This window comes from Agrobacterium sp. CFBP2214 (genome assembly GCF_030209895.1).
Classification (GTDB): domain Bacteria; phylum Pseudomonadota; class Alphaproteobacteria; order Rhizobiales; family Rhizobiaceae; genus Agrobacterium; species Agrobacterium radiobacter.
The window spans coordinates 628,584-653,061 of sequence record NZ_JARVRC010000001.1; the positions used below are offsets into that span (position 1 = coordinate 628,584).

Here is a 24,478-nt window from a genome sequence, read left to right on the forward strand (position 1 = left end):
CCACGGATTTTACCGCGATCAGCACAGTGGCAATTTATTGTGCGATGCGTTAGAGCTATGCAGATGTTGACAGTCATAATGGAATGCCGGGATCACGAACCGGAGCTTGCGCATACACTGTCTGCGCTTGTCACCGGGGCCGTGGAAGGGCTTGTGAGTGATGTTGTGATTCTTGATCACGGTTCGCGCGATGGGTCGTCGCGCGTCGCCGATGCCGCCGGTTGCCGTTTTTATGGGCAATGGGACATCGAGGATGTCGTGAAGTCCGCGCGCGGCGGCTGGCTGCTTCTGATCGAGCCCGGCGCGCGCCCGCAGGCGGGCTGGATCGACGAGATTCTCGAATATGTGGCGATCTGCGCACAGCCGGCCCGCTTCTCGCCCTCGCGCTATCACCGGCGCAATGTCTTCAGCCGCGTGCTGCGCCGTATTCCGCCATTGGAACACGGATATCTTCTGCCAAAGAAGCATGCCCTGTCGATCGCCAGATCGGGCATGAGCCTGACGCAATTTGTCGGCGCGCAGAAACCGCGCCGGCTGAATGCGGAAATAGTGCCCGCCTGGGCGCTGCGGGCTTCGGCTTAACGAGCGCGTCTTACCCGACCAGAACCTTGTCGGGGTTCATGATGCCGGCGGGGTCGAAAGCATGCTTGATGCGTCGCATCAGCTCCATTTCGATGCCGGGGCGAATGGCGGCCAGTTCATCGCGCTTCAATTGCCCTATGCCGTGTTCGGCCGAAATGGAACCGCCGAGCGACAGCACGATGCCATGCACGATCTCGTTCATATCCCGCCAGCGGCCGAGGAATTCGGCCTTGTCGGCACCGACAGGCTGGGAAATATTGTAATGGATATTGCCGTCACCCAGATGGCCGAAGGCACAGACGCGCGCGCCCGGGATGGCGGCGAGAACCGCCTTTTCCGCCGTCGCCATGAATTCCGGTATTTTTGAAACCGGAACGGAAACATCGTGCTTGATCGACCCGCCTTCGGGCTTCTGCGCATCCGACATGCTCTCGCGCATATGCCAGAGCGCCTGTCGCTGCGCCTCCGATGCGGCGATCACGGCGTCCTGAACCAGCCCGGCCTCAAAACCGCGCTCCAGCAGCGATTGCATCATCGTATCAGCCGTTTCCGCCGAATCGGAGGTGGAGATATCGATGAGCGCGTACCAGTCGTGCGGTTGCTCCAGGGGATCGCGCACGCCGGGAATATGTCTGGCGGTGAATTCGACGCCGATTCGCGGCACGAGTTCGAAGCCGGTCAGCGCCGTGCCGCAGAGGTTGGTGGCCATTTCAAACAGCTTCAGCGCATCTTCGGTGGAGGTCAGCCCCGCAAAGGCCACCTGATGGCCGAGCGGCTTCGGGAAGAGCTTCAACACCGCGCCGGTGACGACGCCAAGCGTGCCTTCCGAGCCGATGAAGAGATCACGCAGATCATAACCGGTGTTGTCCTTCTTCAGCCGGCGCAGCCCGTTCCAGATTTCGCCTGTCGGCAGCACCACTTCGAGCCCGAGGCACAGCTGGCGCATATTGCCATAGGCCAGAACCGCCGTGCCGCCGGCATTGGTGGCGAGATTGCCGCCGATGCGGCAGGACCCTTGAGAGCCGAGCGACAGCGGGAACATGCGCTCCACCGTGTCGGCGGCCTTGTGGATGTCGTCGAGAATGCAGCCGGCATCGGCGACGATGATATTGGCGACCGGATCGATATCGCGGATGCGGTTCATGCGTTCCAGCGACAGGATGATGTCGGTGCCATCGGCACGCGGCGTCTGGCCGCCCACAAGGCCGGTATTGCCGGTCTGCGGCACGATGGCAGTGCCGGTCTCGCTGGCGAGCTGCAGAATGGCCGAGACCTCTTCGACCGACCCCGGCTTGAGCAGCAACGGCGAGGCGCCGCGATAAAGGCCGCGATTCTCCACCAGACGCGGCGCCATTTCCGCCGGGTCGCGCACCGCGTTCTTTTCGCCGACAATGGCGGCAAAGCGGTCAAGGATGTCGGAGGAGGGAATGGCGGTGGTCGTCATGGGCGGCGTCTCGCTGTCTTTTGAAACATGGGCGAAAGGATTGGGTGCCGTCAGCCTCGCGGCGCGGCGGCGCGGGAAAGGCGGTCGTTGATTGCCTCTCCGAGACCATGGGTGGGAATGGCGGTGATGGCGATGGTGTCCGCACCGCTCGCATCGGCGGCTTTCAGATAATCGAACAGATTGGCGGCGGCCTCGGCAAGATCGCCGGTGGGGCTAAGGTCGAGAACGGTGCGCGCGGCCTCTTCGCCTGATATGGCGATGCCGCCGAAGCGGATCAGCGCTTCGCCCGGCAGAACCGTTGTGGCGCCGAGACGCACGGCAGCACCCGGTGCATAATGCGAGGCCAGCATTCCCGGCGCCTCAATGGCGGCGGAAGCTTTTTTCGGACGTTCGAGGCTTTTGCCCGCAACACGTTCTATGTCCTCGGTGACGATGCCGCCGGGACGAAGCAGCCGCACCCGGCCGTCCTCTTCCACCTTGACGATGGTGGATTCCACACCGACGGACGCGGCCCCGCCATCGAGAATGAGATTGATCTTTTGGCCGAGATCCGCCTCCACATGGGCGGCACTTGTCGGGCTGATCTTGCCGGAACTATTGGCGCTGGGGGCGGCGAGCGGCCTGCCGAAGCGGCGGATCAGATCACCGGCAAAACCCTGGGGCACACGAATGCCGACGGTATCGAGTCCGGCTGTCGCCAGCGAATGAATATCGCTTGCCGGGTTCAGCGGTAGCACCAGTGTCAGCGGGCCGGGCCAGAAGGCCTCCGCGAGTTTCCGCGATATGGGATCGAAGACGGCGTAACGTTCGGCCATGGCGATATCGGCCATGTGGCAGATCAAGGGGTTGAACTGCGGCCGGCCCTTCGTCTCGTAAATGCGGGTAATCGCCGCCGGGTTGGTGGCGTCGGCGGCAAGGCCGTAGACCGTTTCCGTGGGCAGGGCGATGGGCTGGCCGGCGGCAAGCTCGGTTGCTGCTGCCTGCAGGGCTGTTTCCCGCTCGTTGTCTATATTGATATGACGCGCCATGATGCTGCCTTTCAGGGCGGTCAATAGCGTATTTCAGGGCGGAGTGGGAAGCGCTAATGCATGTCGTCCGAAAGTGGTCCGCGGTTTCGGGATAACGAAATGCATAAAACAAATAAAGATAAAGCGCCGGGGCGCTCTATCGCTTCTATATCGCCTTGATGATCTTGCGCATCTCCTCGGACCGCGCGCCAAGCATGAGCACGTTTTTCAGCGCTACGCGCGGATCATGGGTCTGGAACAGCAGGCCGCCGCGATGGATGGAGGTGTCGACGGCGATTTCCTGGTCCGGAAGCGCGCTGATGGCGACGGCGAAATACATCCGCGAATAACGCGCATCGATATTTTCGAAGAAGTTCCCGGCCCCGCTCAGTTCGGCGAAGAAATTCGCGAAATAGAAGGACCAGAGCACATGGCGCTCGGCATCGAAGCTCGTTTTCGCCGCCGTGACATGACAATAGCCGAGATGCGGCCTGTCATTGAGCAGATGGTGAAAAACCATCTTCGGGAAACGGATGGACTGGTGAAAGGCGTTGAGACGGTTGTGGGTGGCATCAGCGGCGGCTTCCAGCTTTCGCCCGGTCAGCGCAGCCACTTCATCATGACTGTAATAGACGCGTTCCCTCGGCAGCCAGCGCTCTTCATAACGGCTGATGCGCCCCGTCCGCAGGAAATCCGAATGCGCGGTCTTCGATCTTATCGGTGTGACCGAATGCCTGCTCGCATCGAAATAGCGTATGCGTGTCGCCTTCTCCACCGGAAGCGCCCTCGTTGCTGTCGATCCGGCAAGATAGTTTAGGGCGCGTTAATACTCCGTTGCGTCGCGCCTCCCGTTTTTTAACGGGTGGGGAGTAAAGCGCGCGACATCATGCGTCATATTGCGACGTGATTTCCGACATTGAATAGCTGTCGGATTTCCCAGCGGAATGGGCTGCGACGGCGAATTGCGCATGTCGCAATTTGTCGCCAATGCGGAAGCCGATGTCGCTGTTTGTGCTGCCGCAAATGACCGCCGGTGTTTAGATGAGTACATGCTTCCGCAACCCCGCAAATGGTGTCGGGCAGGGCGGTTTGATCGAGGATTTGGCCATGGAATTGCGTGATACCGTATTGCGCCAGCTGAAAAACCGCCGCGAAGGCTTCAGCCTGGAACAGCCCTTCTACACGGACCCGGATTATTTCAAGCTGGATATGGAAACGATCTGGTATCGCGACTGGCTGTTTGTCGGCCATGATTGCGAAGTGCAGAAGTCCGGCAGCTATTTCACCGTTCAGGTCGGCGCCTATTCTGTCGTCATCGTTCGCGGTCGCGATGGGCAGATCCGCGCCTTCCACAATTCCTGTCGCCACCGCGGCTCCCGCGTCTGCACCACGCAGAAGGGCCAGTCGGCGCGCCTTGTCTGTCCTTACCACCAGTGGACCTACGATCTCGACGGCAAGCTGCTCTTCGCACGTCACATGGGTGAAGAGTTCGACAAGGGCGATTTCGGCCTGAAGCCTGTCGCCTGCGAAACCGTCGCCGGTTACGTCTTCATCTGCCTTGCCGATCAGCCGGCGGATTTCGAGCCCATGCGCAAGGAAGTCGAGAGCTACATGGCTCCGCACCGCATCTGGGAAGCGAAGGTCGCGCATGAAAGCACGATCATCGAAAAGGGCAACTGGAAGCTCGTCTGGGAAAACAACCGCGAGTGCTACCATTGCGCCGCCAACCACCCGGAACTCTGCCGCACCTATCCCGAAAACCCGAGCGTGACGGGAACGGATGGCGGTGCCAGCGACCCCGAAATCGGCGGCCACTGGGCGCGCTGCGAGGCCGCCGGCCTGCCGAGCCGCTTCAAGATCGACCCGAAGGGCCAGTTCCGCGTCGCCCGCATGCCGCTGATCGGTGAAGCGGAAAGCTACACCATGTCTGGCAAGCGCGCCGTGCGCCGGCCGCTTTCGGAGGATGTCAGCATCAGCCATATCGGCGCGCTGCTCCTGTTCCATTACCCGACGACCTGGAATCATTTCCTCGGCGACCACACCATTTCCTTCCGCGTGCTGCCGCTCAGCGCCACGGAAACCATGGTCACCACCAAATGGCTGGTGCACAAGGATGCGGTCGAAGGTGTGGATTACGATCTCGAAGATCTCACCCATGTCTGGAACGAAACCAACGACCAGGACCGCCGCATCGTCGAGGAAAATGCCTTCGGCATTCGCTCGCCCGCCTATGAGCCCGGCCCCTATTCCATGGAGGATGAGGGCGGCGTGATGCAGTTCGTCAACTGGTATTCCGATTTCATGGTCGACCGGCTCTCCGGCGATAAGGCCCGGCTCTCTGCTGTAGCGTGATGCGAAGATGAATATGGTTGTGACCTACAAGCACATAGACGAGATGAAGCCGTGGAGCGACAAGCTCCAGCTGCTGGAATGCATTTCAGTGACGCCCGAGACCTCGGATGTCATGACGTTTCTGTTCCGCTCCGAGGACCAGAACTGGTTCCGTTATCTGCCGGGCCAGTTCGTCACGCTGGAATTGCCCGTGGGTGCGGAGCCGCTCTACCGCACCTACACCTTGTCCTCCAGCCCGTCGCGACCCTATGCGCTGTCGGTCACGGTCAAAGCGCAGGCCGCCAGCATCGGCACGCGCTGGATGTTCGACAATCTCAAGCCCGGCATGAAAATCCGGGCGCTCGGGCCGCTCGGCGACTTTTCCTACGTCAAGCATCCCGGCGACAAATATCTCTTCATTTCGGCAGGCTCCGGCGTCACGCCGATGATGTCGATGGTGCGCGACATGAGTGACCGCGCGCCGCAGAGCGACATTGCCTTCGTCAATTGTTCGCGCACACCCGGCGATATCGTCTTCCGTCACGAACTGGAATATCTCGCCCGTTTCATGCCGAACCTGTCGCTCGGCTTCATTGTCGAGAAATGCGGTCGCACCGACCTGTGGTCTGGCCTGAAAGGCATGGTCGACAAGGCCAAGATCGCGCTTCTGGCGCCAGATTTCATGGAGCGCACCGTCTTCTGTTGCGGGCCGGAGCCGTTCATGGCCGCCGTCCGCTCGATGCTCGACGCATCCGGCTTCGATATGAGTCGCTACCATCAGGAAAGCTTCGCGCCGGCTGCCCCGGTCACCGTTGGTGAAAACGTCCTCACCGGTGCGGATGGCGAGGCACTGTCGATGGTGGGTTTCACCCTTTCCGGCAAGGAAATGCCCTGCCAGCCCGGCCAGACGGTTCTGATGACGGCGCGTGCCGCCGGCGTCCGTATCGGCGCTGCCTGCGAATCCGGCATCTGCGGCACCTGCCGGGTGCTGAAGCTTTCGGGTGAGGTGGAGATGAACCACAATGGCGGCATTCTCGATGAGGAAATCGAGGAAGGCTATATTCTTGCCTGCTGCTCGCGGCCTCTGACTGACGTGAAGGTCGAAGCCTGACACGAGCAGGCGTTTCATCTCATTCGTCTTTCACCGGATAGTTGTCTTGGAACTAAATTTCTCTAAACTCGTTTGCACGTCATCGAATTCTTTTCGGGCGTAGAACGGGGCTGTCCCATATCTCCGACAAGAGCGAGTGGGTGAAAAGGCGTGGTCCAACGCGCTGAAGCAAACGGAGGAAGATCATGATGAATTTCCGGACAACGAGTGTCGCCACGGCGATAGTCGTGTTCCTCACCAGCTTTACGCCATCGCAGGCGTTCCAGGCGCCCGTGCCGATGCCGAAGCCGGCGATCACGGCCGACAATAATGTTGTGCCGGTGCAGTACCGCGAATGGGACCGCAGAGGCGACCGCAGGTACGGCGACCGCATGTATCGCCCGCGCCCGCCGCGTGATGGATATTACAATGGTCACCGCGGTTATCGCGATCGCCGTCCGGGCTACCGTTATCACAACGGTTACTGGTTCCCGCTTGCAGCCTTTGCCGCAGGCGCGATCATCGGCGGCGCCATGTCGCAGCCGCGCCCGGCCTATGGCGGCAGCCATGTCGAATGGTGCCAGAACCGCTGGCGCTCGTATCGCGCTTACGACAACAGCTACCAGCCAAATAGCGGTCCGCGCCGCATATGCGTATCGCCTTACAGCCGCTGATAGTGGTTTTCGAAAGCCCGGATTTTGATCCGGGCTTTTGCTTTCAGGCGGCCGGGCCGGGTAACCGAAGCGTGAATGGATCGTTAATGCTGGGTTCAGACGAAAACGCCTAGCCTGCAACCGGTAATGTTCCGGCCAGAACCGACAAACTGGCTGAGTAAGAAGAAAAAGGTGTTATTATTCACGTCCAACGGCCTGTCGACCGTCGTGAATGGAGGAAGTCAGATGAGAGACTATATGAAGAATATCTTGGCTGTCGGTCTTTCTGCGATCGTGGTAGCAGGAGCGATTGTTCCGGCAGAAGCAGCGATGCCACTACCAATGGCGCCGAAGAGTGTCGAGACGGTGGGCAACGACGCCAGCAAGAATATCGTGAATGTGCAGTACTGGCGCGACCGTCGCGACTGGGATGGCGGACGTCGAGGCTGGTATGGCGGCCATCGCGGCTATCGTGATTACCGCCCGGGTTATCGTCATCATGACGGTTACTGGTTCCCGCTCGCAGCCTTTGCGACGGGTGCGATCATCGGCGGCGCGCTGTCGCAGCCGCGTGAAGTCTACCGTCCGGTTCCCGAATATCGTCCGCGTCCGGTCTATCGCGAATATCGTCCGGTCCGCCGTGGCGGTATGAGCCAGGCGCATGTGAACTGGTGCTATGGCCGCTATCGTTCCTACGATGCCTATAGCAACACGTTCCAGCCTTACCATGGCCCGCGTCAGCCCTGCTATTCGCCTTACAGCTGATAGAATGTCAGGCTGAAATTGACAGAGCCGTCCGGTTACGACCGGGCGGCTTTTTACGTTACAGGATTCGTGCGCGCTTCAGCACGAACCAGGCGAGTGCAACCGAAATCACGATGAAGATGCTGGCCGACAGCGTGCCGCCGGTGCCGACGGTAAACGGCAGTTCATCCGTATTCATGCCGAAGAAACCGGTCACCAGCGATGGCGGCAGCAGGAATGCCGTCATCAGCGACAGGATATAAAGGTGCCGGTTGGTTTCGGACGAGAGTTTGGAATCGATTTCTTCGTGCAGCAGCCTTGCACGCTCCTGCAGGGCATAGACGTCATGATCGACAGCCTCAAGGCGGCCCATCAGGCGTGAGGCGACATCCTCGAAACCGTCAGGCATTTCGTCATCATCGGCGGCCGAAGCCCGCCGCATCAGCGTCAGCACGGTGCGCAGGTGCCGGTGCAGGCGAACCACCGTGCGGCGCAGCGGGGCGAGCCGCCGCCGTTCGTCGCGTGTCTCGCTGTCATAGACCAGATCCTCGATGGCGTTCAGTTCCTCCGTCGTCTCCATCACCAGATTGATGAGCGAGCGCTGGAATTCGGCGACGAGGCCTTCGAACACATGTGACGGTGTGAGATAGCGGTTGGAATTCTTGTCGACCGCCGCCTTCAGCCGGTCCACCGAATGCAGCGGCTGCAGGCGGGTGGTGATGATGAAGCGGTCACTTACCGCAAAATGCAGCCAGCCGAAATCGCGCGTTTCCTTGTCGAATTCCCGCTGGAAATCGACAAGCGTGCCATAGAGCGATTTTTCATCGACCACGATGGACGGATGTGTCTCATGGGTGGTGAGGCTTGCGCGCGCTGCCGGATCGAGACCGTCGATGGTTTCGAGAAAACCCGCCACGCGCTGATCGGCGAGATTGAGATGCAGCCAGAAGAAGCCTTCGCACTCGGCCATTTCGTGAAAGCCGGCATCGGGTGCAAGCCGGCGGCACGGGGCCGTGCCGGGGTGGAATTGATAGGCCCAGACAAGGCCCGGAATAACTGGCGTTATGAGATCCATCGTGGCAGTCCTGACCGGCTGGATGGGAGGAGGGAGGCGCCCGTCGTTCCGGTGTGGGAGCAGCGGCGTCGTCGGGCGACTTTCAGCGCATGCTGAGCAAATTCATATGACAGTTTTATAACAATCCCGTCGAAATGACGGGAATTTTCAAATTGACGTTTACGTAAAAATCATTTAGCCCGAAGCCAGTAGCAAGATGCCAGAGCTTCGGGAGGAGGCAGCATGTATAGCGCGCCGGTGGATGATATCGCCTTTACACTCAAACATGTAGCGGGTCTTGGAGACGCGCTTTCAAAGGGTGTGCTTGGCGATCTCGGTGAAGACCTCGTGGATGCCATCCTGCAGGAAGCTGGCCGTTTCGCCACCGAACAGGTCGCACCGCTCGCCGATATTGGCGACCGTCAGGGCGCGAAGCTCGCCGACGGCAAGGTGACGACGCCTGACGGTTGGGCCGATCTTTACCGCCGCTGGGCGGAAGCGGGCTGGAACAGCCTGACCGCGCCGGAGGAGTTCGGCGGCCAGAACCTGCCGCATATGCTGAATGTCGCTGCACTCGAAATGTGGAATTCCGGCTCCATGGCCTTCGCGCTGGCGCCGACGCTGACCATGGGCGCGGTGGAAGCCATCGTCGCCCACGGCAGCAATGATCTCAAGCGCATCTATCTGCCGAAACTCGTTTCCGGTGAATGGACCGGCACCATGAACCTGACCGAGCCGCATGCGGGTTCGGATCTCGGGGTTCTGAAGACCCGGGCGGAGCGCAATGGTGACGGCACCTACCGCATCTTCGGCCAGAAGATTTTCATCACCTGGGGCGAACACGACGCGGCTGACAACATCATCCACCTCGTTCTCGCCCGCCTTCCGGATGCACCGGCCGGCACGCGCGGCATCTCGCTGTTCCTCGTTCCGAAATTCCTGCCTGATGAAAACGGTGCGCCGGGTGGCCGCAATGACCTTTTCTGCCATTCGCTGGAGCACAAGCTCGGCATTCATGGTTCGCCCACCTGCACGATGATCTTCGGCGATGGCAAATTCGGAGATGAAAAGGGCGCTCTCGGCTGGCTGGTCGGCGAAGAGAACAAGGGTCTCGCCTGCATGTTCACCATGATGAACAACGCCCGCCTTGCCGTCGGCATGCAGGGCGTGGCGATCTGCGAAGCGGCGACCCAGAAGGCGATCGAATACGCCAGGGAGCGCACGCAGGGCAAGGCGCCCGGCTGGCAGGGCTCCGGCATGAGCCCGATTATCGAACACCCTGATGTCGCCAGAACGCTTCTGACGATGAAGGCGCTGACTCAAGGGTCGCGGGCGATTTCCTTCAGCTGCGCGCATGCCATCGATATGGCGCATGCGAGCGAAGACGCCCGGCAGCGCGCTCACTGGCAGGAGCGCGCTGCCCTTCTGACCCCGATCGCAAAATCCTTCTCCACCGATGCCGGTGTGGATGTCGCCTCCATGGGCATTCAGGTGCATGGCGGCATGGGCTTCATCGAGGAAACCGGCGCGGCGCGTTATCTGCGTGATGCCCGCATCGCGCCGATCTACGAAGGCACAAACGGCATTCAGGCCATCGATCTGGTGCTGCGCAAACTGCCGCTCTCCGAGGGCGCGCAGGTGCGCGGTTTCATCGCAGAACTGCGCGAGATCGCCGCCCGGACAGCCGCATCGAGCCGCGATGATCTCGGTGAGACGGCCCCTTATCTTGAAGCCAGCCTCAACGATCTGGAAACGGCGACCGACTGGCTGCTGGACCGCATCAAGGCGGGCGAAACCGAAACGGCACTCGCCGGCGCGACACCCTATCAGCGCCTCTTCGGTCTGGCGCTGACAGGCGCCTATCTCGCCAAGGGCGCATTGGTCTCTGTCGATGATGGCAGGGGTGGGCATCGCGCCGCACTTTGCCGCTTCGCAGCGGAAAACCTGCTGGCGGAAACGGCGGCGCTGAAGGATCGCGTTATATCAGGCGCGGCAAGCCTTGCTGCCGCCCGCACCGTACTGGCTTGAGGAGGCTCAGATGTCGAACGATCATATTCTCGTCGAGCGGGTGGGTCATGCGCCGGAGGTTCTGACCATCCGCTTCAACCGGCCAGACAAGAAAAACGCCATCACCGATGCCATGTATCTGCGCATGGCCGAGGCCCTGCATGCCGCCAACGCGGATTCGGACATCCGCGTCGTTGCGTTTCTCGGTACGGAAGGCTGCTTTTCCGCCGGTAACGACATGGCCGATTTTCTCGCCTTCGCCATGTCGGGCGGTAAGGGCAAACTCGCCGCATTGGAACTTCTGAAAGCGCTCGTCGCCTTCGACAAGCCAATGGTATCAGGCGTGGACGGGCTCGCCATCGGCATCGGCACGACGCTGAACCTGCATTGCGACCTGACGGTCGCTTCCAGCCGTAGCCTGTTCAAGACGCCCTTCGTGGATCTGGCGCTGGTGCCGGAAGCGGCCTCCAGCCTGCTTGTGCCGAAGCTTATGGGCCACCAGCGCGCCTTTGCGCTGCTTGCCATGGGCGAGGGTTTTTCCGCCGAGCAGGCATTGCAGGCCGGGATGATCTGGAAAGTCGTCGCCCCCGAACATGTCGAAACCGAAACGCTGGCGCTTGCCACCCGCCTTGCCGCCAAACCTCAGCAGGCGCTGAAGATCGCCCGCGATCTGGTTCGCGGCAACCCGGCCGATATTCTCGCCCGCATCGAAGAGGAAGGCCGCCATTTCATCGCGCAGCTGCAAAGTGCGGAAGCGCGAGCCGCCTTCGAGGCATTCATGCGTCGTTAAGTGTGCGGGCAGGAATTCCTTGCGGTTAAGCAACCGGGCAATATGGCTTGGGTTAGATAACGCAACGTCATTGTCCGAAGGCCACCCACATGCGTCACTTCGTTTTCGCCCTGACTGTCTTCCTATCCGCCGCGACGATTGCCGAAGCGGCGGCGATAACACGCGCTCCAGCGGCTTCCACCAACGACGTCATTCTGGCGCAGTCCACGGACGACGATAGCCCGAACTTCTATTCCGGCAATAACCGCGACCGCCAGCGCCGCGCGCGTTTCGTCTGCGTCATCACCCCGCCGGACAGCGCCAACCGCCGCCGGCCCTATATCTGCCCGCTGGAACGGGGCCGTGTGGGCGGTGCCTGCCGCTGCTCGGGCGTGGTCGGCAACGGCACGGTCGATACGGCCTGGTAAGACTCCCAGGCTTCCTCTCCATCCTCATTCCTGTGACAAGCACAGGAATGAGGGCCGTTGGGATTGCGGGCATATGAATCGTTGCGTCAGCTTCGCTGAGCGGCTCTGCGCCCGGATTGCTTATTTCTCCAGCGTCGCCACCGCTTCCACATGCGGTGACCACAGGAACTGGTCAACCGGCGTGACGCGGGTGATGCGATAGCCGCCCTCGGTCAGGATGGCGAGATCGCGCGCAAGCGTCAGCGGGTTGCAGCTCACGGCAACGATCTTCTTCACCGTGCTGCGGGCCAGTTCCTTGCACTGGAATTCCGCACCGGCGCGCGGTGGATCGAATACGACAGCATCGTAATTCTTCAATTCGCTTGTCATCAGCGGCCGGCGGAAGAGATCGCGTTTCTCGACGCTGACCGGCTTCAGGCCCTGCGTGTTGCGGGCGGCGAAATCCAGTGCCTTCAACGGCTTGTCTTCCGCTTCCACCGCATGAACTCTGCCGACGCGCGCAAGCCGCAGCGCAAAGGTGCCGGAACCGCAGAACAGATCGGCAATGCGTTTGGATTTGCCGATATGGGCAAGCACCAGCTCGGCCATGGCGTCTTCCGCCTGCTTCGTCGCCTGCGTGAAACCGCCGGCCGGTGGTGAAACCGGAACACCGCCGAATTCGATGATCGGCTTTTGCGGTTCGATCAGGATTTCACCCGCAAGCGAGACGCGGGCGATGCCGCGCATGGCAAGCACCGTTTCCGTCAGCGTGCGCCGCTGCTTGTCGCTGACCGACTTGATGCCATCGACAGAAATATCGAGACCGGAGAGCGTTTCGAGAACGGTGATGCGGAACGGTTCGGCATTCGCCACCATGGAAAGACCGATGGCGCGGATGGCGTCCAGCCGCGAGACGATGCCCGGCGAGGTGACGGGACATTCCTCGATGGCGACGATGTGATGGCTGTTTGCCTGGCTGAAGCCGAGCAGCAGGCCCTTTTCCGTCTTGCGGGCGGCGAACACCGCGCGGCGGCGTTCGCCGGGGCGACAGATGACAAGATCGTCCACATCAGGCGTCAGGCCCTTCGATTTCAGCGCCGAAACCACCAGCTCCCGCTTGTAGGCATGGTAAGGCTGATCGGAAAGATGCTGCAGCGAACAGCCGCCGCAGGTGCCGTTCTTGCCATCGGGACCGAAGTGGCGGCAGGCGGGTTCACGGCGCTGCGCCGAGGCTTCCGTTATCGACATGACGGTGCCGTGATCCTTGACCTTGGCGATGGCGACCGTTTCACCGGGCAGCGCGAAGGGCACATAGACCGGGCCGTCGGGACAGTGCGCGATGCCGTCGCCCTGCGCGCCGAGGCTCTTGATGGTGACGGTCTGTGTACTCATGGCTTTTCGCCTCCGAGAAGAAATTCGATATTGCCGTCACCGCCGGAAATCGGCGAGGGAATGAGGCCAAGGCTTTTCCAGCCCATGTCCTCCGTCAGCCAGCGTTCCAGTTCGGCGGCCACGGCAGGCGCGGTTTCCGGCTCCTTCAAAAGCCCGGCCTTGCTGATGGCGTCGCGGCCCGCCTCGAATTGCGGCTTCACCAGCAGGACAGCCAGAGCGCCCGATCCAGCAAGCTCAAGTGCCGGGGCAAGTGCGAGCTTCAGCGAAATGAAGGACACGTCGGAGACGATGAAACCGATGGCCCGGTCATCGATATCCTCTGCCGTCAGGTAGCGCGCATTCAGCCCTTCCAGATTGGTCACACGCGGATCGTTCTCGATCCTTGGATGCATCTGCCCGTGCCCGACATCGATGGCGGTGACGTGTTTAGCACCACGATGAAGCAGCACCTCGGTAAAACCACCAGTCGAAGCGCCGACATCAAGACAGTCATGGCCCTTCGGGTCGAGCCGGAAATGATCGAGCGCGGCTGTCAGCTTGAGGGCGGCGCGGGAGACGTAAGCCTGCGCGGGATCGCTGATGGCGATCTCGGCATTGCCGGCGACGGTCTGGCTCGGTTTGGTGACGGTCTTGCCGTTGACGCTCACGGTGCCGCGCGCAATCGCGTCGCGTGCACGCGAGCGGCTGGCAAAGTGGCCGAGCGACACAAGAAGCTGGTCAAGCCGTTCATTTTCAGATGTTTTGGACATGGTTCCGTGTCAATGACCGCCAAACTCCGCCGATGCAAGCGATTTATCGCCGGGACGGGCCGGCAATGCCCGCTGCTGGCCATAATGGCGATGTTGCACCGCAAAGTCAGAATGTTCGATTAATCCAATATAAAGGCTTGTATAGCACTTTGTGCGCAAGGCCCGTGCGGCCACCGGAACCTGCCATGACGGCGTCTCCTCCCATCCACAAAATTGCGACCGTTGCAGCGCAGACGCTTGCTTCGAGGCATCAGGTCGCCGAGAGAGTTTGCGATGTCGCTGAAAAATCTCCCCATTAACCTGAAGCTCATAGCCACCTTCTGCGCCCTGATGAGTGTGTGTCTGCTCGCGTCTGCGGTCGTATTCTGGCAGACGCTGGGGAGCGAGCGTGTCACGATCGAAAACAACCGCACCAAGGATATCATCCAGGCAGTGGATGGCGCGACGGCCGCCATGCTGGAACAGGCCGTCAACCAGCGCGGCTTCCTGCTGTTCCGCAGCGACAGCACCTATAATGATGTGTTCGCCCAGCGCGACCTGATGCTGAAGAAGCTCGATGAAGCCCGCACGCTGGCCGTCGGCCGCCCGGACATCCTGAAATCCATCGACGACATGCAGAAATCCGCCACCGTGTTCTTCAAGGAACTGGCGGAACCGCAGATCGCTGCGCGAAAGACGACGGAAGCGCCGATTTCCGAAATCATCGAGATCGGCCGCAATCAGGCGAAGGGCCAGCTCGATGGCTTCCGCACCTCCGCCGCCAAGATCAAGGAACAGCTGAACGGCCTGTCCACCGCTTACGCGGCGGAACAGCAGGCAGCGGCATTGAACCTTAAATATGCGCTTCTGGGTGGCGGCGCGGTTGCCGGTCTTCTGGCCGTTGCCCTCATCTGGGCTCTGTCGCGCTCCATTGTCACGCCGATCGTTGGCATGACAGCGGCCATGAGCCGTCTCGCCGATGGCGATCTGGCGACGGAAGTGCCTGCCACGGATCGTGGCGACGAAGTCGGCAAGATGGCGAAGGCCGTTCTCGTCTTCAAGGAAGCCGGGCTGGAAAAATCCCGCCTTGCCGGCGAGACCGAGCGCATGCGCTCCGCCACCGAGACCGAACGCCGCCGCAACGAGGAGGAAAAGGCGCGGGACGAAGCCGCCAGCGCCTTCGCCAGCGCCGAGCTTGGCAAGGGCCTTGCCGCTCTTGCTGATGGCGATCTTTCCTATCGCATTGAAACGCCTTTTGTGCCTGCCATCGATCCGGTGCGCCTCAATTTCAACAGCGCTGTCGACAAGCTGCAGCAGGCGCTCAAAACCGTTGGCGAGAACGCTGCCGCCATCAATTCCGGCGCTTCGGAAATGCTCTCCGCTGCCGACGATCTGTCGCGCCGCACCGAGCAGCAGGCTGCCTCCATCGAGGAAACCGCTGCAGCCCTGGAAGAAGTCACCACCACCGTGCGCGATAGCGCCCGCGGTGCGGAAGATGCCGGCAATCTGGTCCAGCGCGCCCGCGCCGGTGCGGAAAAGTCCGGCGTCGTGGTCCGCAGGGCGGTTGCCGCCATGCGCGAAATCGAGAAGTCCTCAGGCGAAATCGGCAACATCATCGGTGTCATCGACGATATCGCCTTCCAGACCAACCTGCTGGCGCTGAACGCCGGTGTGGAAGCCGCTCGTGCTGGTGATGCCGGCAAGGGTTTTGCGGTGGTTGCGCAGGAAGTCCGTGAGCTTGCCCAGCGTTCTGCCAATGCCGCCAAGGAAATCAAGACGCTGATCGGCGCTTCCAGCCAGCAGGTGGAAAACGGCGTCAATCTTGTCGATGAAACCGGCAAGGCGCTGGAACTCATCGTGGCGGAAGTCGAAGAGATCAATGCCCATGTCAGCGCCATCGTCGTTGCTTCCCGCGAACAGGCAACCGGCCTGCAGGAAATCAACACGGCCGTGAACACCATGGATCAGGGCACGCAGCAGAATGCCGCCATGGTGGAACAGCAGACCGCCGCCAGCCATTCGCTGGCCCGCGAAGCGGAAGCGCTGAACAGCCTGCTCGGCCAGTTCAGGATGGGTGGCGCGCGCGCTGCCGTTGCGAGCGCCGGCGGCTATTCCGCGCCGCGCCAGTCTTCGGCAAAGCCTGCCTTCCAGTCAGCACCGGCCGCGCCGGTTCGCAAGGCTCCGGTAAAATCGGCCTCCACAACCGCAAGGCCCGTCGCTTCGCCGGCCCGTGCCCTCGGCCAGAGCCTCGCCCGCGCCTTCGGTGGCGCTGCCGAAGCACCGGCCGCGAAGGATCAGGACTGGACGGAGTTCTGAGCCTGGCTTTCAGAGTGAACCTATGAATTGGGGGCCGAAAGGCCCCCTTTTTGCATCGGCGTTTTCAGGCGGGTAACGCCGCTTATGTGCCCTGTAGCCGGAACATCCGCGTAAAGAACAGCTCATCCGACAGGCGGTGAAGCAGGGCGGCAATGACGGCGGTTGCGGCAACAGCGAAAACGAGGCGTCCGGCCAGAACGCCATAGACATCGGCGCCCAGCGACATCACCACGAGCGTGTCTTCAATCACGCTATGGGCAAAACCCATGAACACACAGGACAGAAATACCTGACGCGGTGATATCGTCCCCGATTGCGCCTCGCGAATCAGGAAGCCGGCGCCGTAGGAAATTCCCAGGAACAGTCCGATGGCGGTGAGATGTTCGGCCTCGCCGCGAATGCCCGCAACACGCAGCAGGGGCGAAAGCGCTTTCATCATCAGCGCCAGGAGGCCGGTGAGCCTGAGGATTTCAAGGCAAAAGGAAAGGGCAAGCAGGATGACGAGCATCCAGACCATGGTTTCACCGAGACCGAGGAAATAGGCGGTCCATTCAGGCGTGGCGCCCATCGCAATCCAGGCAGGGTTTACCGGGCCTGACAACCATCCCGTCGCTTCCAGAAGCTGGTGCAGGAGAAAGGCATAGAGCAATCCGCCGCCGACGCGCAGCGCCGTGGTGACAATCATGCCCGGTCCCGCCTTTTCAATGATCTTCTGTTCGATGGGCAGGCCATGGGCGAACAGGATGAGCGCCGAAAAAACGGTGATATCAGCAACGGTGAGCGACGACGCGGGTACAAGTGTGAAGATGAGCGGCACCGCACCCCATATGCCGACCAGCATCGCGGTCAGCCAGGCAAGACCGAGTTCCGGCGGCAGGCCGATGAGGTTCATGACCGGCGCAAAGGCAGGCGCCACCGCCTCGATCGCGCCCATCCTCGACAATAGCTCGGTCAGAATGGCGATTGGAACCGTGATCCGCACAAGCACCCAGTAGATTGCTAGCGTTTCCCGCGTTTTTTGCCAGACGGGCAGGAAAAGTGACATGTGAAGGCTCCCTGAAGATTGTTCCCATTCACTAATCCCGGCCCGTTCGCATTTGTGGTCAAAGATTGCAGTTTCATGCAATTTTATTGCAAATGTGTCAGCCGGCGATATGCTGCCGGCATGGACAGGATTGACAGGAAACTTCTGAATCTCTTGCAGGGCGACGCCTCGCGTACCAATGTGGATATGGCCGATGAGGTCGGGCTGTCACCGTCCAGTTGCCTGCGCCGCCTGCAGCGGCTGCGCAAGTCGGGCGTGATCGATCGCATTGTGGCGATCCTTAATCCCGCAAAGGCGGGGCGGGTGATCAAGGCTCTGGTGACGGTGGAGCTGAAATTGCACGGCGAGCAGCATATGCGGCGCTTTCTGGATATTGCGAGCGCCGAAGAGGCCGTGTCGCAGGCCTATGCCGTCACCGGCGCATCCGATGTCGTGCTGATGCTGCGCCTGCGGGATATGGAAGAGTTCGATGCCCTGTGCGACCGGTTGTTCCGCGACCAGCACAATGTGGCGCGCTTTTTCACCATGGTCGTCATCAAGACGGCGAAAGAAGAAACGGCCATCAGGCTTTGAAACTGATGGCATTGCATCAGGGGCAAGCGTTTAATCATCCCCTTCAACCCAAAGAAAGCAGCGTCTGGCTTTCGGGAAGGCAGTTTTCAGATGGCGCCTCGCGTCAAGTTAAGACTTCTGGATGGCGCCTATGGGGTGGCCCGGCTCCATGCCGATGCATCCATTCCAGCCTGGGCCGATGGCGCAGGTTTTCTCAGCATCAGCCGGACCGATGACGAGCTTTCCGTTGTCTGCCGCCAGGAGCGAATCCCTGATGATGTTCAGTCCGATATCGGTTGGAACTGTCTCAAACTTCAGGGTCCGTTCGCCTTTGATGAGACGGGCATCGTCCTTTCGGTGATCGAACCGCTATCGACCAACGACATAGGGATATTCGTGGTTTCGACTTTCGATGGCGATCACCTGCTGGTGAAATCGAAAGACCTGGAGAAAACGTCCGAGCTACTGGCAGATGCAGGACACTCGCTCGTCTAAGATCTGCGAGCGTGATCCGCCCGCATGGGGAGCCATACGGAAATATCGCGCGGGGCGTCCAGAAGATCGGGCAGGGCATCGTGCCATGCCTGCCGATAGGGCCGGTGAATCTGAACGTCGGTGACATCCTGATGGTCGCTCCAGGTCTCATGCAGCAGGAAGCGGTTCTCGTTTTCACCATCCCGGTGCAGGGTTGCGTTCACGAAGGTCTTTTCGTGCCGCATGGCATCAAGCAGCGCATTCAGTAATTCGAGAAAGCGGTCGCGCTGGCCGGGACGGACCTGAAATCCGATGAGATAGGTGGTGTGCACGGGTGTTACTCCTTGGCGCCTTGCATCAGTGCTTCGCGGGTTGCCGCGTCGGCGGGGTAAAAACACTCCAGCACGAGTTCGGCCAGTGTGACGTCTGTCGCCGTTCCGAAAACCGTGGTGGTTGAAATGAAGCTCAATATGCTGCCCGAAGAGGGATCACGGAGCTGGAGCGGTATGGCCAGAGGATCGGCTCCGGCATGGGACGAGGCCTTTGGCGCGGGATAGGCCGCGAGCTCCGCATGCAGCCGAGAAAGCACCTCGTCTCCCGTTTCCTCGACCTGACGGCGCAGGCGTTCCAGCAGGTGATGACGCCACTCGGCGAGATTGACGATGCGCGAACTCAAACCCTGCGGATGCAGGCTCAGCCTCAAGGCGTTAAGCGGCGGGCGAAGCAGTTCCTCGGAAACACCGGCCAGAAGCGATGTGATCGCCCCATTGGCGAGAACGACGTTCCAGTGCCGGTCGACGGCAAGGGCGGGGAAGGGCATATGCCCATGCACCACGGTTTCGACGGCCTGCCGGGCCGCCGTCATATCAGGCGCATCCATCGGCCGTTCGGAATGGATAGGCGCATAACCCGCTGCCAGCATCAGCCGGTTGGCGGCGCGGGCGGGCATCGAAAGCTGCTCCGCCAGTTTCGCGAGCATGTCGCGGCTGGGGGATGATCGCCCACTTTCCACAAAGCTCAGATGGCGCGCCGATATTTCCGCCTCAATCGCCAGATCGAGCTGGCTCAACCTGCGGCGGGCACGCCATTCCTTCAGCACTTGGCCGACATGTTCTCGATGATGCGTCATGCCCCGCAGCCTAGCAGAAGATATCGGCAATGCGATTACCTCCGAGGTAATTGTTCCGCTTCCCGACACCCGTCATGTTTGGGCCGTCAACCACAAGGAGCGCAATCATGACGCAGCATCTCGCAATCGCCGAAACCTATCTCGCGGTCTGGAACGAGGAGGACAATGAACGCCGCAGGCATCTCGTCGGTCAGGCGTGGTCGGAAAATACGCGTTACGTCGATCCGCTGATGCAGGGCGAGGGGCAGCAGGGAATTGCCGCGATGATCGAGGCGGCGCGGCAGAAATTTCCGGGATATCGTTTCGTTCTTGCCGGCACTCCGGATGGCCACGGCGACTTCACCCGTTTCTCATGGCGTCTCATTTCGCCTGACGGGGACGATGTGGCCGGCGGTACCGATGTCGTCAGCCGTGATGCCGAGGGGAGGATCGAAAACGTCGTCGGTTTTCTCGATGGCGCGGCATCCTGAGGCAGAGGCGGGATAGTCCCGCCTCCCGTCCCGGCAATCTTGTCAGCCGGCGAAACCGACGCCGGCCTGACGCTGGCCGAGCGCATTGAACACGGTGGACACGATGCCGGCCCGGTCGAGGCCGGCATTGGCATACATGGTCTCGGGCTTGGCCTGCTCCACCCACTGGTCGGGCAGGGTCAGCGTCCGGACCTTGGGGCCGTGGTCGAGCAATCCGGCGCTTGCCATGAAATGCAGCACATGCGCGCCAAAACCGCCGACTGAGCCTTCCTCGATCGTCACCAGCACTTCGTGATGGGCCGCAAGCTGGCGGATGAGATCGAGATCGAGCGGCTTGGCAAAGCGCGCATCGGCAACGGTCGTCGAAAGTCCGGCGGCATCAAGATCTTCGGCGGCTGCAAGGCATTCCGCAAGCCGGGTACCGAAGGAGAGCAGCGCAACCTTGGTGCCTTCCTTGATGATGCGGCCCTTGCCGATCTCAAGGATTTCACCGCGTGCAGGCATCTCGACGCCCACACCTTCGCCGCGCGGGTAACGGAAGGAAATCGGGCCTTCATCATAGGCCGCTGCCGTGCGTACCATATGTTTCAGTTCGGCCTCGTCGGCCGCCGCCATCACCACCATACCGGGCAGGGTGGCGAGGAAAGTGGTGTCGAAGGAGCCGGCATGGGTCGGTCCGTCAGCGCCGACGAACCCGGCGCGGTCGATCGGGAAACGTACGGGCAGGCTCTGGATCGCCACGTCATGCACCAGCTGGTCGTAACCACGCTGCAGGAAGGTGGAATAAAGCGCGCAGAACGGCTTGTAGCCGTCAGCCGCAAGCCCCGCCGCGAAGGTGACAGCGTGCTGTTCGGCAATTCCGACATCGAAGGTGCGGGACGGGAAAAGCTCGGCCATCTTGTCGAGGCCGGTACCATTCGGCATGGCGGCGGTGACGCCGATGATCTTGTCGTCGAGGGTCGCTTCCTGGATCAGCGCTTCGGCAAAGACGCTGGTATAGCTCGGCGCATTCGGCTTGGCTTTCGCCTGCGCGCCGGTGATGACATCGAACTTGTTGACGCCGTGATATTTGTCCGCAGCCGCTTCCGCCGGCGCATAACCCTTGCCTTTCTGCGTCACCACATGGATGAGGACAGGGCCTTTCTGGTTGTCGCGCACATTGCGCAGAACAGGCAGCAGGTGGTCGAAGGAATGGCCGTCGATCGGGCCGATGTGATAGAAGCCGAGCTCCTCGAACAGCGTGCCACCGGTCACGTAGCCGCGCGCATGGGTCACGGCGCGGGTAATGGCGCGGTCGATGGTCTTGCCGAGATAGGCGGTCAGTTTCTTGCCGAAATCACGGAAACCCATATAGGTGCGCCCGGAGGCGAGACGGGCGAGATAAGCGCTCATCGCGCCGGTCGGCGGCGCAATCGACATGTCGTTGTCGTTGAGGATGACGATCAGCCGCGCGTCGAGCGCGCCTGCATTGTTGAGCGCCTCGAACGCCATGCCGGCAGACATGGAACCGTCGCCGATGACGGCGATGACCTTGCGGTCGCTTTCGTCGAGACCCGCTGCCACCGCCATGCCGAGACCGGCGGAAATGGAGGTGGAGGAATGGCCGGCGCCGAAATCGTCATATTCGCTTTCGGCCCGCCGGGTGAAACCGGAAAGGCCGCCTTCCTGGCGCAGCGTGCGGATGCGCTCGCGACGGCCGGTCAGGATTTTGTGCGGGTAACATTGGTGGCCGACGTCGAAGATCAGCCGGTCCTCGGGCGTGTTGAAGACCTTGTGGATGGCAATCGTCAATTCCACCACGCCAAGGCCGGCACCCAGATGGCCACCGGTCTTCGACACGGCGTCAATCATCTCGTCGCGCAGTTCCCGTGCCAGTTCCGGCAGGTCGCGATCGTCGATCTCCTTGAGATCGGAGGGAAAATTCACCCGGTCGAGCAATGGGGTCTGGGGCATTCCGGTCAATCGTTCGGCCTTTTCTCGTGGTCAGCAGGGGGCGCCAGAGCGTCTTTCATAGGGAAAGCCGACGGTCCATTCCTGCATGTCGTACACTTCTATAGAATTTCAACCTTCCGGCAAAGGGACAAACTCTTCTTCGTCGCCGGGAACGATATCGAAGCGTCCGGTTCTCCACTCCTGTTTGGCCTGTTCTATGCGTTCTTTTGATGACGAAACGAAGTTCCACCAGATGTAGCGGCGCTGATTGAGCGCCGCCCCGCCAAAGATCATGATGTGACAGCCATTGCTGCCGGCCTGAAGCGTGATGTCGTCACCCGGCCGGAAGACGAGCAACTGGTCGGCGGCGAAGATATCGCCTGCCACATCGAGCGAACCGGAGAGAATATAGATCGCCCGTTCCTCATGATCGGCGGAAAAGGGAAATTTCACTCCCGGCTCCAGCGTCAGATCGACATAAAGTGTATCGGTAAAGGCCGAAACGGGGGAGGTAAGGCCCTCGAATTCGCCGATCACCACCCTACCGGAAGCGCCCTTGATATCGATCAGCGGCATGTCTTCCTTGGCGGTATGGGCAAAGGCCGGGGCGATTTCTTCCATATGGTCGGGCAGGGCAAGCCAGGTCTGCAGGCCGGACATGGAAAGCGGATGGCCGCGCAGGTTTTCCGGCGTGCGTTCCGAATGCACGATGCCGCGCCCGGCGGTCATCAGGTTAATGTCTCCGGGGCGAATGACGAGTTCGGTGCCGAGACTGTCGCGATGCTTGATTTCGCCGTCGAACAGATAGGTGACGGTGGAAAGCCCGATATGCGGATGCGGCTTGACGTCCAGCGCCTCACCAGCCTTCAGGATCGCCGGTCCCATGCGGTCGAAAAAAATGAAGGGGCCGACGAGACGACGCTGTCGGGTCGGCAAGGCGCGGCGCACCGCAAAGCCGCCAATATCGCTGGTGCGCGGAATGATGAGGTTCTCGATGGCGTCGCAGGCAAAGGCATCACCCGCGACGGGATCGTTACCGGGAAAAAAGGACATCGCAAGCTCCTCGTATCGTTACACGAAAGCTTAGCACGAACGGAACGGGGTGGGAGCGCCGTAATGGTGAACGCAGCGTCACACCGTTCAACAGGACGTGTTTACTCGCCGTCGAGAGGCTCGACGCCCTGCGGTTTTCCGGCGCGATCGAGACGGATTTTCTCGATTCGCTTTTCCGCAGCGTTCAACAGCGTTTCGCAGTGCTTCTTCAGGGCTTCGCCACGCTCGTAGATGGCGATGGATTCGTCCAGCGCCACGTCTCCGCGCTCCAGGCGTGCGACAATGCTTTCCAGCTCGGCGACGGCTTTTTCGAAGGAATAACCGCTGACATCGGCTGTGTTGGCATTTTCCGTCATTTTCAACCCTTCATCATTCTCAATATGTGCATGGCTGCCGATTCCGCCAGCCCTTCCAGATCATAACCGCCTTCAAGCAGGCTGACGACCCGGTTCGATGCGTATTTATCGGCCATTTCCAGAAGCCGGCCCGTCGCCCAGTCGAAATCCTCACCCACCAGATTGATCTGCGCCAGCGGATCGCGGTGATGCGCGTCGAAACCGGCGGAGATGAGGATGAGGTCAGGCGAAAAATCGGCAATGGCCGGCAGGACGCGGGATTTGAACGCCTCGCGAAAATATTCGCTGCCGGTATTGGGCGAAAGCGGGGCGTTGACGACGTTGTTCTTCACGCCGGTTTCGTTTTTGTCGCCGCTCCACGGATAAAGCGGCATCTGGTGGGTGGAACAGAACAGCACTGATGTGTCGTTCCAGAAAATATCCTGCGTACCGTTGCCGTGATGCACGTCCCAGTCGATGATGGCGACGCGCTCTGCCCCGTGCGCCTTCTGCGCATGGCGGGCGGCAATTGCCACATTGTTGAAAAGACAGAAACCCATGGCCTTGGCTGTTTCGGCGTGGTGGCCGGGCGGGCGGGCCGCGACGAAGACATTGTCGGCAGCGCCGGTAAACACGTCGTCCACCGCCGCCATGGCCGCACCGATGCCGGTCAGCGCCGCCTGCAGGCTTTTGCGTGATACATAAGTGTCGGCCTCGACGCGGTTGATCTCGCCATCCTCTTCAGGGATCTGCCGCATGACGGCAAGCAGGTGCTCCTCCGGATGCGCCAGCAACACCGCGTCTTCATTGGCCTGAGGCGCTTCTTTGCGGATCAGGCGCTCGAAATTCGGATGTTCGAGCGCGATGTTCAGAGATCGCAGGCGATCCGGCCGCTCGGGGTGGCCTTCGGGCGTGATATGCTCCAGGAAGATCGGATGTTCGTATAAACGCGTCGCCATTCTTT

The 24,478-nt window shown here is 61.0% G+C and carries 25 protein-coding genes; 12 read left to right on the forward strand and 13 right to left on the reverse strand.

From position 1 onward, the window contains the following. The first annotated feature begins 63 nt into the window (after positions 1-63). Positions 64-582 (forward strand): glycosyltransferase family protein, encoded by a 519-nt coding sequence (locus QRN60_RS03025; protein ID WP_060726391.1) that lies wholly within the window; start codon positions 64-66, stop codon positions 580-582. Between the two features lie 10 nt (positions 583-592). Here QRN60_RS03025 and QRN60_RS03030 read toward each other — a convergent pair whose 3' ends face one another. The 3 genes from QRN60_RS03030 to QRN60_RS03040 form a co-directional block, all read right to left on the reverse strand. Then, complete coding sequence (locus tag QRN60_RS03030) at positions 593-2,026, reverse strand: FAD-binding oxidoreductase (protein WP_129564582.1); 1,434 nt, start codon at positions 2,024-2,026, stop codon at positions 593-595. Positions 2,027-2,076: 50 nt separating this feature from the next. Beyond that, a complete protein-coding gene (locus QRN60_RS03035; RefSeq protein WP_129564581.1) occupies positions 2,077-3,054 on the reverse strand; it encodes an L-threonylcarbamoyladenylate synthase in 978 nt (325 codons plus the stop codon). Positions 3,055-3,199: 145 nt separating this feature from the next. Beyond that, the gene (locus QRN60_RS03040) at positions 3,200-3,808 is read right to left on the reverse strand and encodes a DUF6656 family protein (protein WP_111784591.1); all 609 of its coding nucleotides are present in this window, start codon (positions 3,806-3,808) and stop codon (positions 3,200-3,202) included. A gap of 332 nt (positions 3,809-4,140) precedes the next feature. On the opposite strand from QRN60_RS03040, the gene QRN60_RS03045 reads away from it, so the two are divergent. The 4 genes from QRN60_RS03045 to QRN60_RS03060 all read left to right on the forward strand — a co-directional run bounded on the left by QRN60_RS03045 (position 4,141) and on the right by QRN60_RS03060 (position 7,872). Then, positions 4,141-5,385, forward strand: a complete 1,245-nt coding sequence (locus tag QRN60_RS03045; protein WP_003503099.1) for an aromatic ring-hydroxylating oxygenase subunit alpha — start codon at positions 4,141-4,143, stop codon at positions 5,383-5,385. A gap of 7 nt (positions 5,386-5,392) precedes the next feature. Beyond that, positions 5,393-6,475 (forward strand): FAD-binding oxidoreductase, encoded by a 1,083-nt coding sequence (locus tag QRN60_RS03050; protein ID WP_020010572.1) that lies wholly within the window; start codon positions 5,393-5,395, stop codon positions 6,473-6,475. Positions 6,476-6,660: 185 nt separating this feature from the next. Continuing rightward, positions 6,661-7,128, forward strand: a complete 468-nt coding sequence (locus tag QRN60_RS03055) for a BA14K family protein (RefSeq protein ID WP_003503095.1) — start codon at positions 6,661-6,663, stop codon at positions 7,126-7,128. Between the two features lie 225 nt (positions 7,129-7,353). Next, complete coding sequence (locus QRN60_RS03060; RefSeq protein WP_003503093.1) at positions 7,354-7,872, forward strand: BA14K family protein; 519 nt, start codon at positions 7,354-7,356, stop codon at positions 7,870-7,872. Positions 7,873-7,930: 58 nt separating this feature from the next. Here QRN60_RS03060 and QRN60_RS03065 read toward each other — a convergent pair whose 3' ends face one another. After that, positions 7,931-8,926, reverse strand: a complete 996-nt coding sequence (locus QRN60_RS03065; protein ID WP_035212536.1) for a transporter — start codon at positions 8,924-8,926, stop codon at positions 7,931-7,933. Between the two features lie 222 nt (positions 8,927-9,148). Here QRN60_RS03065 and QRN60_RS03070 point away from each other — a divergent pair, with 222 nt between their 5' ends. From QRN60_RS03070 to QRN60_RS03080, 3 genes are all read left to right on the forward strand, one after another. Then, on the forward strand, positions 9,149-10,933 hold the full coding sequence (locus tag QRN60_RS03070) for an acyl-CoA dehydrogenase family protein (RefSeq protein WP_129564580.1): 1,785 nt from the start codon (positions 9,149-9,151) through the stop codon (positions 10,931-10,933). Between the two features lie 10 nt (positions 10,934-10,943). After that, the gene (locus QRN60_RS03075; protein WP_099085609.1) at positions 10,944-11,702 is read left to right on the forward strand and encodes a crotonase/enoyl-CoA hydratase family protein; all 759 of its coding nucleotides are present in this window, start codon (positions 10,944-10,946) and stop codon (positions 11,700-11,702) included. Positions 11,703-11,791: 89 nt separating this feature from the next. Next, positions 11,792-12,109: a hypothetical protein gene (locus QRN60_RS03080; RefSeq protein WP_003503086.1), complete on the forward strand. Its 318-nt coding sequence runs from the start codon at positions 11,792-11,794 to the stop codon at positions 12,107-12,109. Positions 12,110-12,229: 120 nt separating this feature from the next. Here QRN60_RS03080 and QRN60_RS03085 read toward each other — a convergent pair whose 3' ends face one another. Both QRN60_RS03085 and QRN60_RS03090 read right to left on the reverse strand, forming a co-directional pair. Next, positions 12,230-13,480, reverse strand: coding sequence for a class I SAM-dependent RNA methyltransferase (locus QRN60_RS03085; protein WP_129564579.1), 1,251 nt, complete (start codon positions 13,478-13,480; stop codon positions 12,230-12,232). After that, positions 13,477-14,229: a TlyA family RNA methyltransferase gene (locus QRN60_RS03090; RefSeq protein ID WP_003503077.1), complete on the reverse strand. Its 753-nt coding sequence runs from the start codon at positions 14,227-14,229 to the stop codon at positions 13,477-13,479. Before QRN60_RS03090 ends, QRN60_RS03085 begins: the two co-directional genes overlap by 4 nt. 273 nt (positions 14,230-14,502) lie before the next feature. Between QRN60_RS03090 and QRN60_RS03095 the strand changes: the two genes are divergently transcribed. Further along, positions 14,503-16,524, forward strand: a complete 2,022-nt coding sequence (locus QRN60_RS03095; protein ID WP_003503074.1) for a methyl-accepting chemotaxis protein — start codon at positions 14,503-14,505, stop codon at positions 16,522-16,524. 82 nt (positions 16,525-16,606) lie between these two features. Here the strand turns inward: QRN60_RS03095 and QRN60_RS03100 are convergent, their stop codons facing one another. Beyond that, positions 16,607-17,569, reverse strand: a complete 963-nt coding sequence (locus QRN60_RS03100; RefSeq protein WP_129564578.1) for a nucleoside recognition domain-containing protein — start codon at positions 17,567-17,569, stop codon at positions 16,607-16,609. Between the two features lie 120 nt (positions 17,570-17,689). On the opposite strand from QRN60_RS03100, the gene QRN60_RS03105 reads away from it, so the two are divergent. Next, complete coding sequence (locus QRN60_RS03105; protein ID WP_060726071.1) at positions 17,690-18,142, forward strand: Lrp/AsnC family transcriptional regulator; 453 nt, start codon at positions 17,690-17,692, stop codon at positions 18,140-18,142. Between the two features lie 90 nt (positions 18,143-18,232). Beyond that, positions 18,233-18,616, forward strand: a complete 384-nt coding sequence (locus QRN60_RS03110; protein ID WP_060726072.1) for an ACT domain-containing protein — start codon at positions 18,233-18,235, stop codon at positions 18,614-18,616. Here QRN60_RS03110 and QRN60_RS03115 read toward each other — a convergent pair. Together QRN60_RS03115 and QRN60_RS03120 are read right to left on the reverse strand one after the other, a co-directional pair. Continuing rightward, entirely contained in the window at positions 18,613-18,927 is a 315-nt protein-coding gene (locus QRN60_RS03115; protein WP_129564577.1) for a putative quinol monooxygenase, read from the reverse strand. The genes QRN60_RS03110 and QRN60_RS03115 overlap by 4 nt on opposite strands. A gap of 5 nt (positions 18,928-18,932) precedes the next feature. Continuing rightward, positions 18,933-19,724: a helix-turn-helix domain-containing protein gene (locus tag QRN60_RS03120; RefSeq protein WP_060726073.1), complete on the reverse strand. Its 792-nt coding sequence runs from the start codon at positions 19,722-19,724 to the stop codon at positions 18,933-18,935. Between the two features lie 107 nt (positions 19,725-19,831). Here QRN60_RS03120 and QRN60_RS03125 point away from each other — a divergent pair, with 107 nt between their 5' ends. Continuing rightward, the gene (locus QRN60_RS03125) at positions 19,832-20,194 is read left to right on the forward strand and encodes a nuclear transport factor 2 family protein (protein ID WP_003503064.1); all 363 of its coding nucleotides are present in this window, start codon (positions 19,832-19,834) and stop codon (positions 20,192-20,194) included. Between the two features lie 42 nt (positions 20,195-20,236). Here the strand turns inward: QRN60_RS03125 and dxs are convergent, their stop codons facing one another. From dxs to QRN60_RS03145, 4 genes are all read right to left on the reverse strand, one after another. After that, positions 20,237-22,156, reverse strand: coding sequence for a 1-deoxy-D-xylulose-5-phosphate synthase (gene dxs, locus QRN60_RS03130; RefSeq protein ID WP_003503063.1), 1,920 nt, complete (start codon positions 22,154-22,156; stop codon positions 20,237-20,239). Positions 22,157-22,255: 99 nt separating this feature from the next. Continuing rightward, positions 22,256-23,179, reverse strand: a complete 924-nt coding sequence (locus QRN60_RS03135; RefSeq protein WP_003503061.1) for a pirin family protein — start codon at positions 23,177-23,179, stop codon at positions 22,256-22,258. Positions 23,180-23,280: 101 nt separating this feature from the next. Then, positions 23,281-23,535, reverse strand: a complete 255-nt coding sequence (locus QRN60_RS03140) for an exodeoxyribonuclease VII small subunit (protein WP_003503059.1) — start codon at positions 23,533-23,535, stop codon at positions 23,281-23,283. Positions 23,536-23,537: 2 nt separating this feature from the next. Further along, a complete protein-coding gene (locus tag QRN60_RS03145; protein WP_060722985.1) occupies positions 23,538-24,473 on the reverse strand; it encodes a histone deacetylase family protein in 936 nt (311 codons plus the stop codon). Positions 24,474-24,478: the final 5 nt, after the last annotated feature.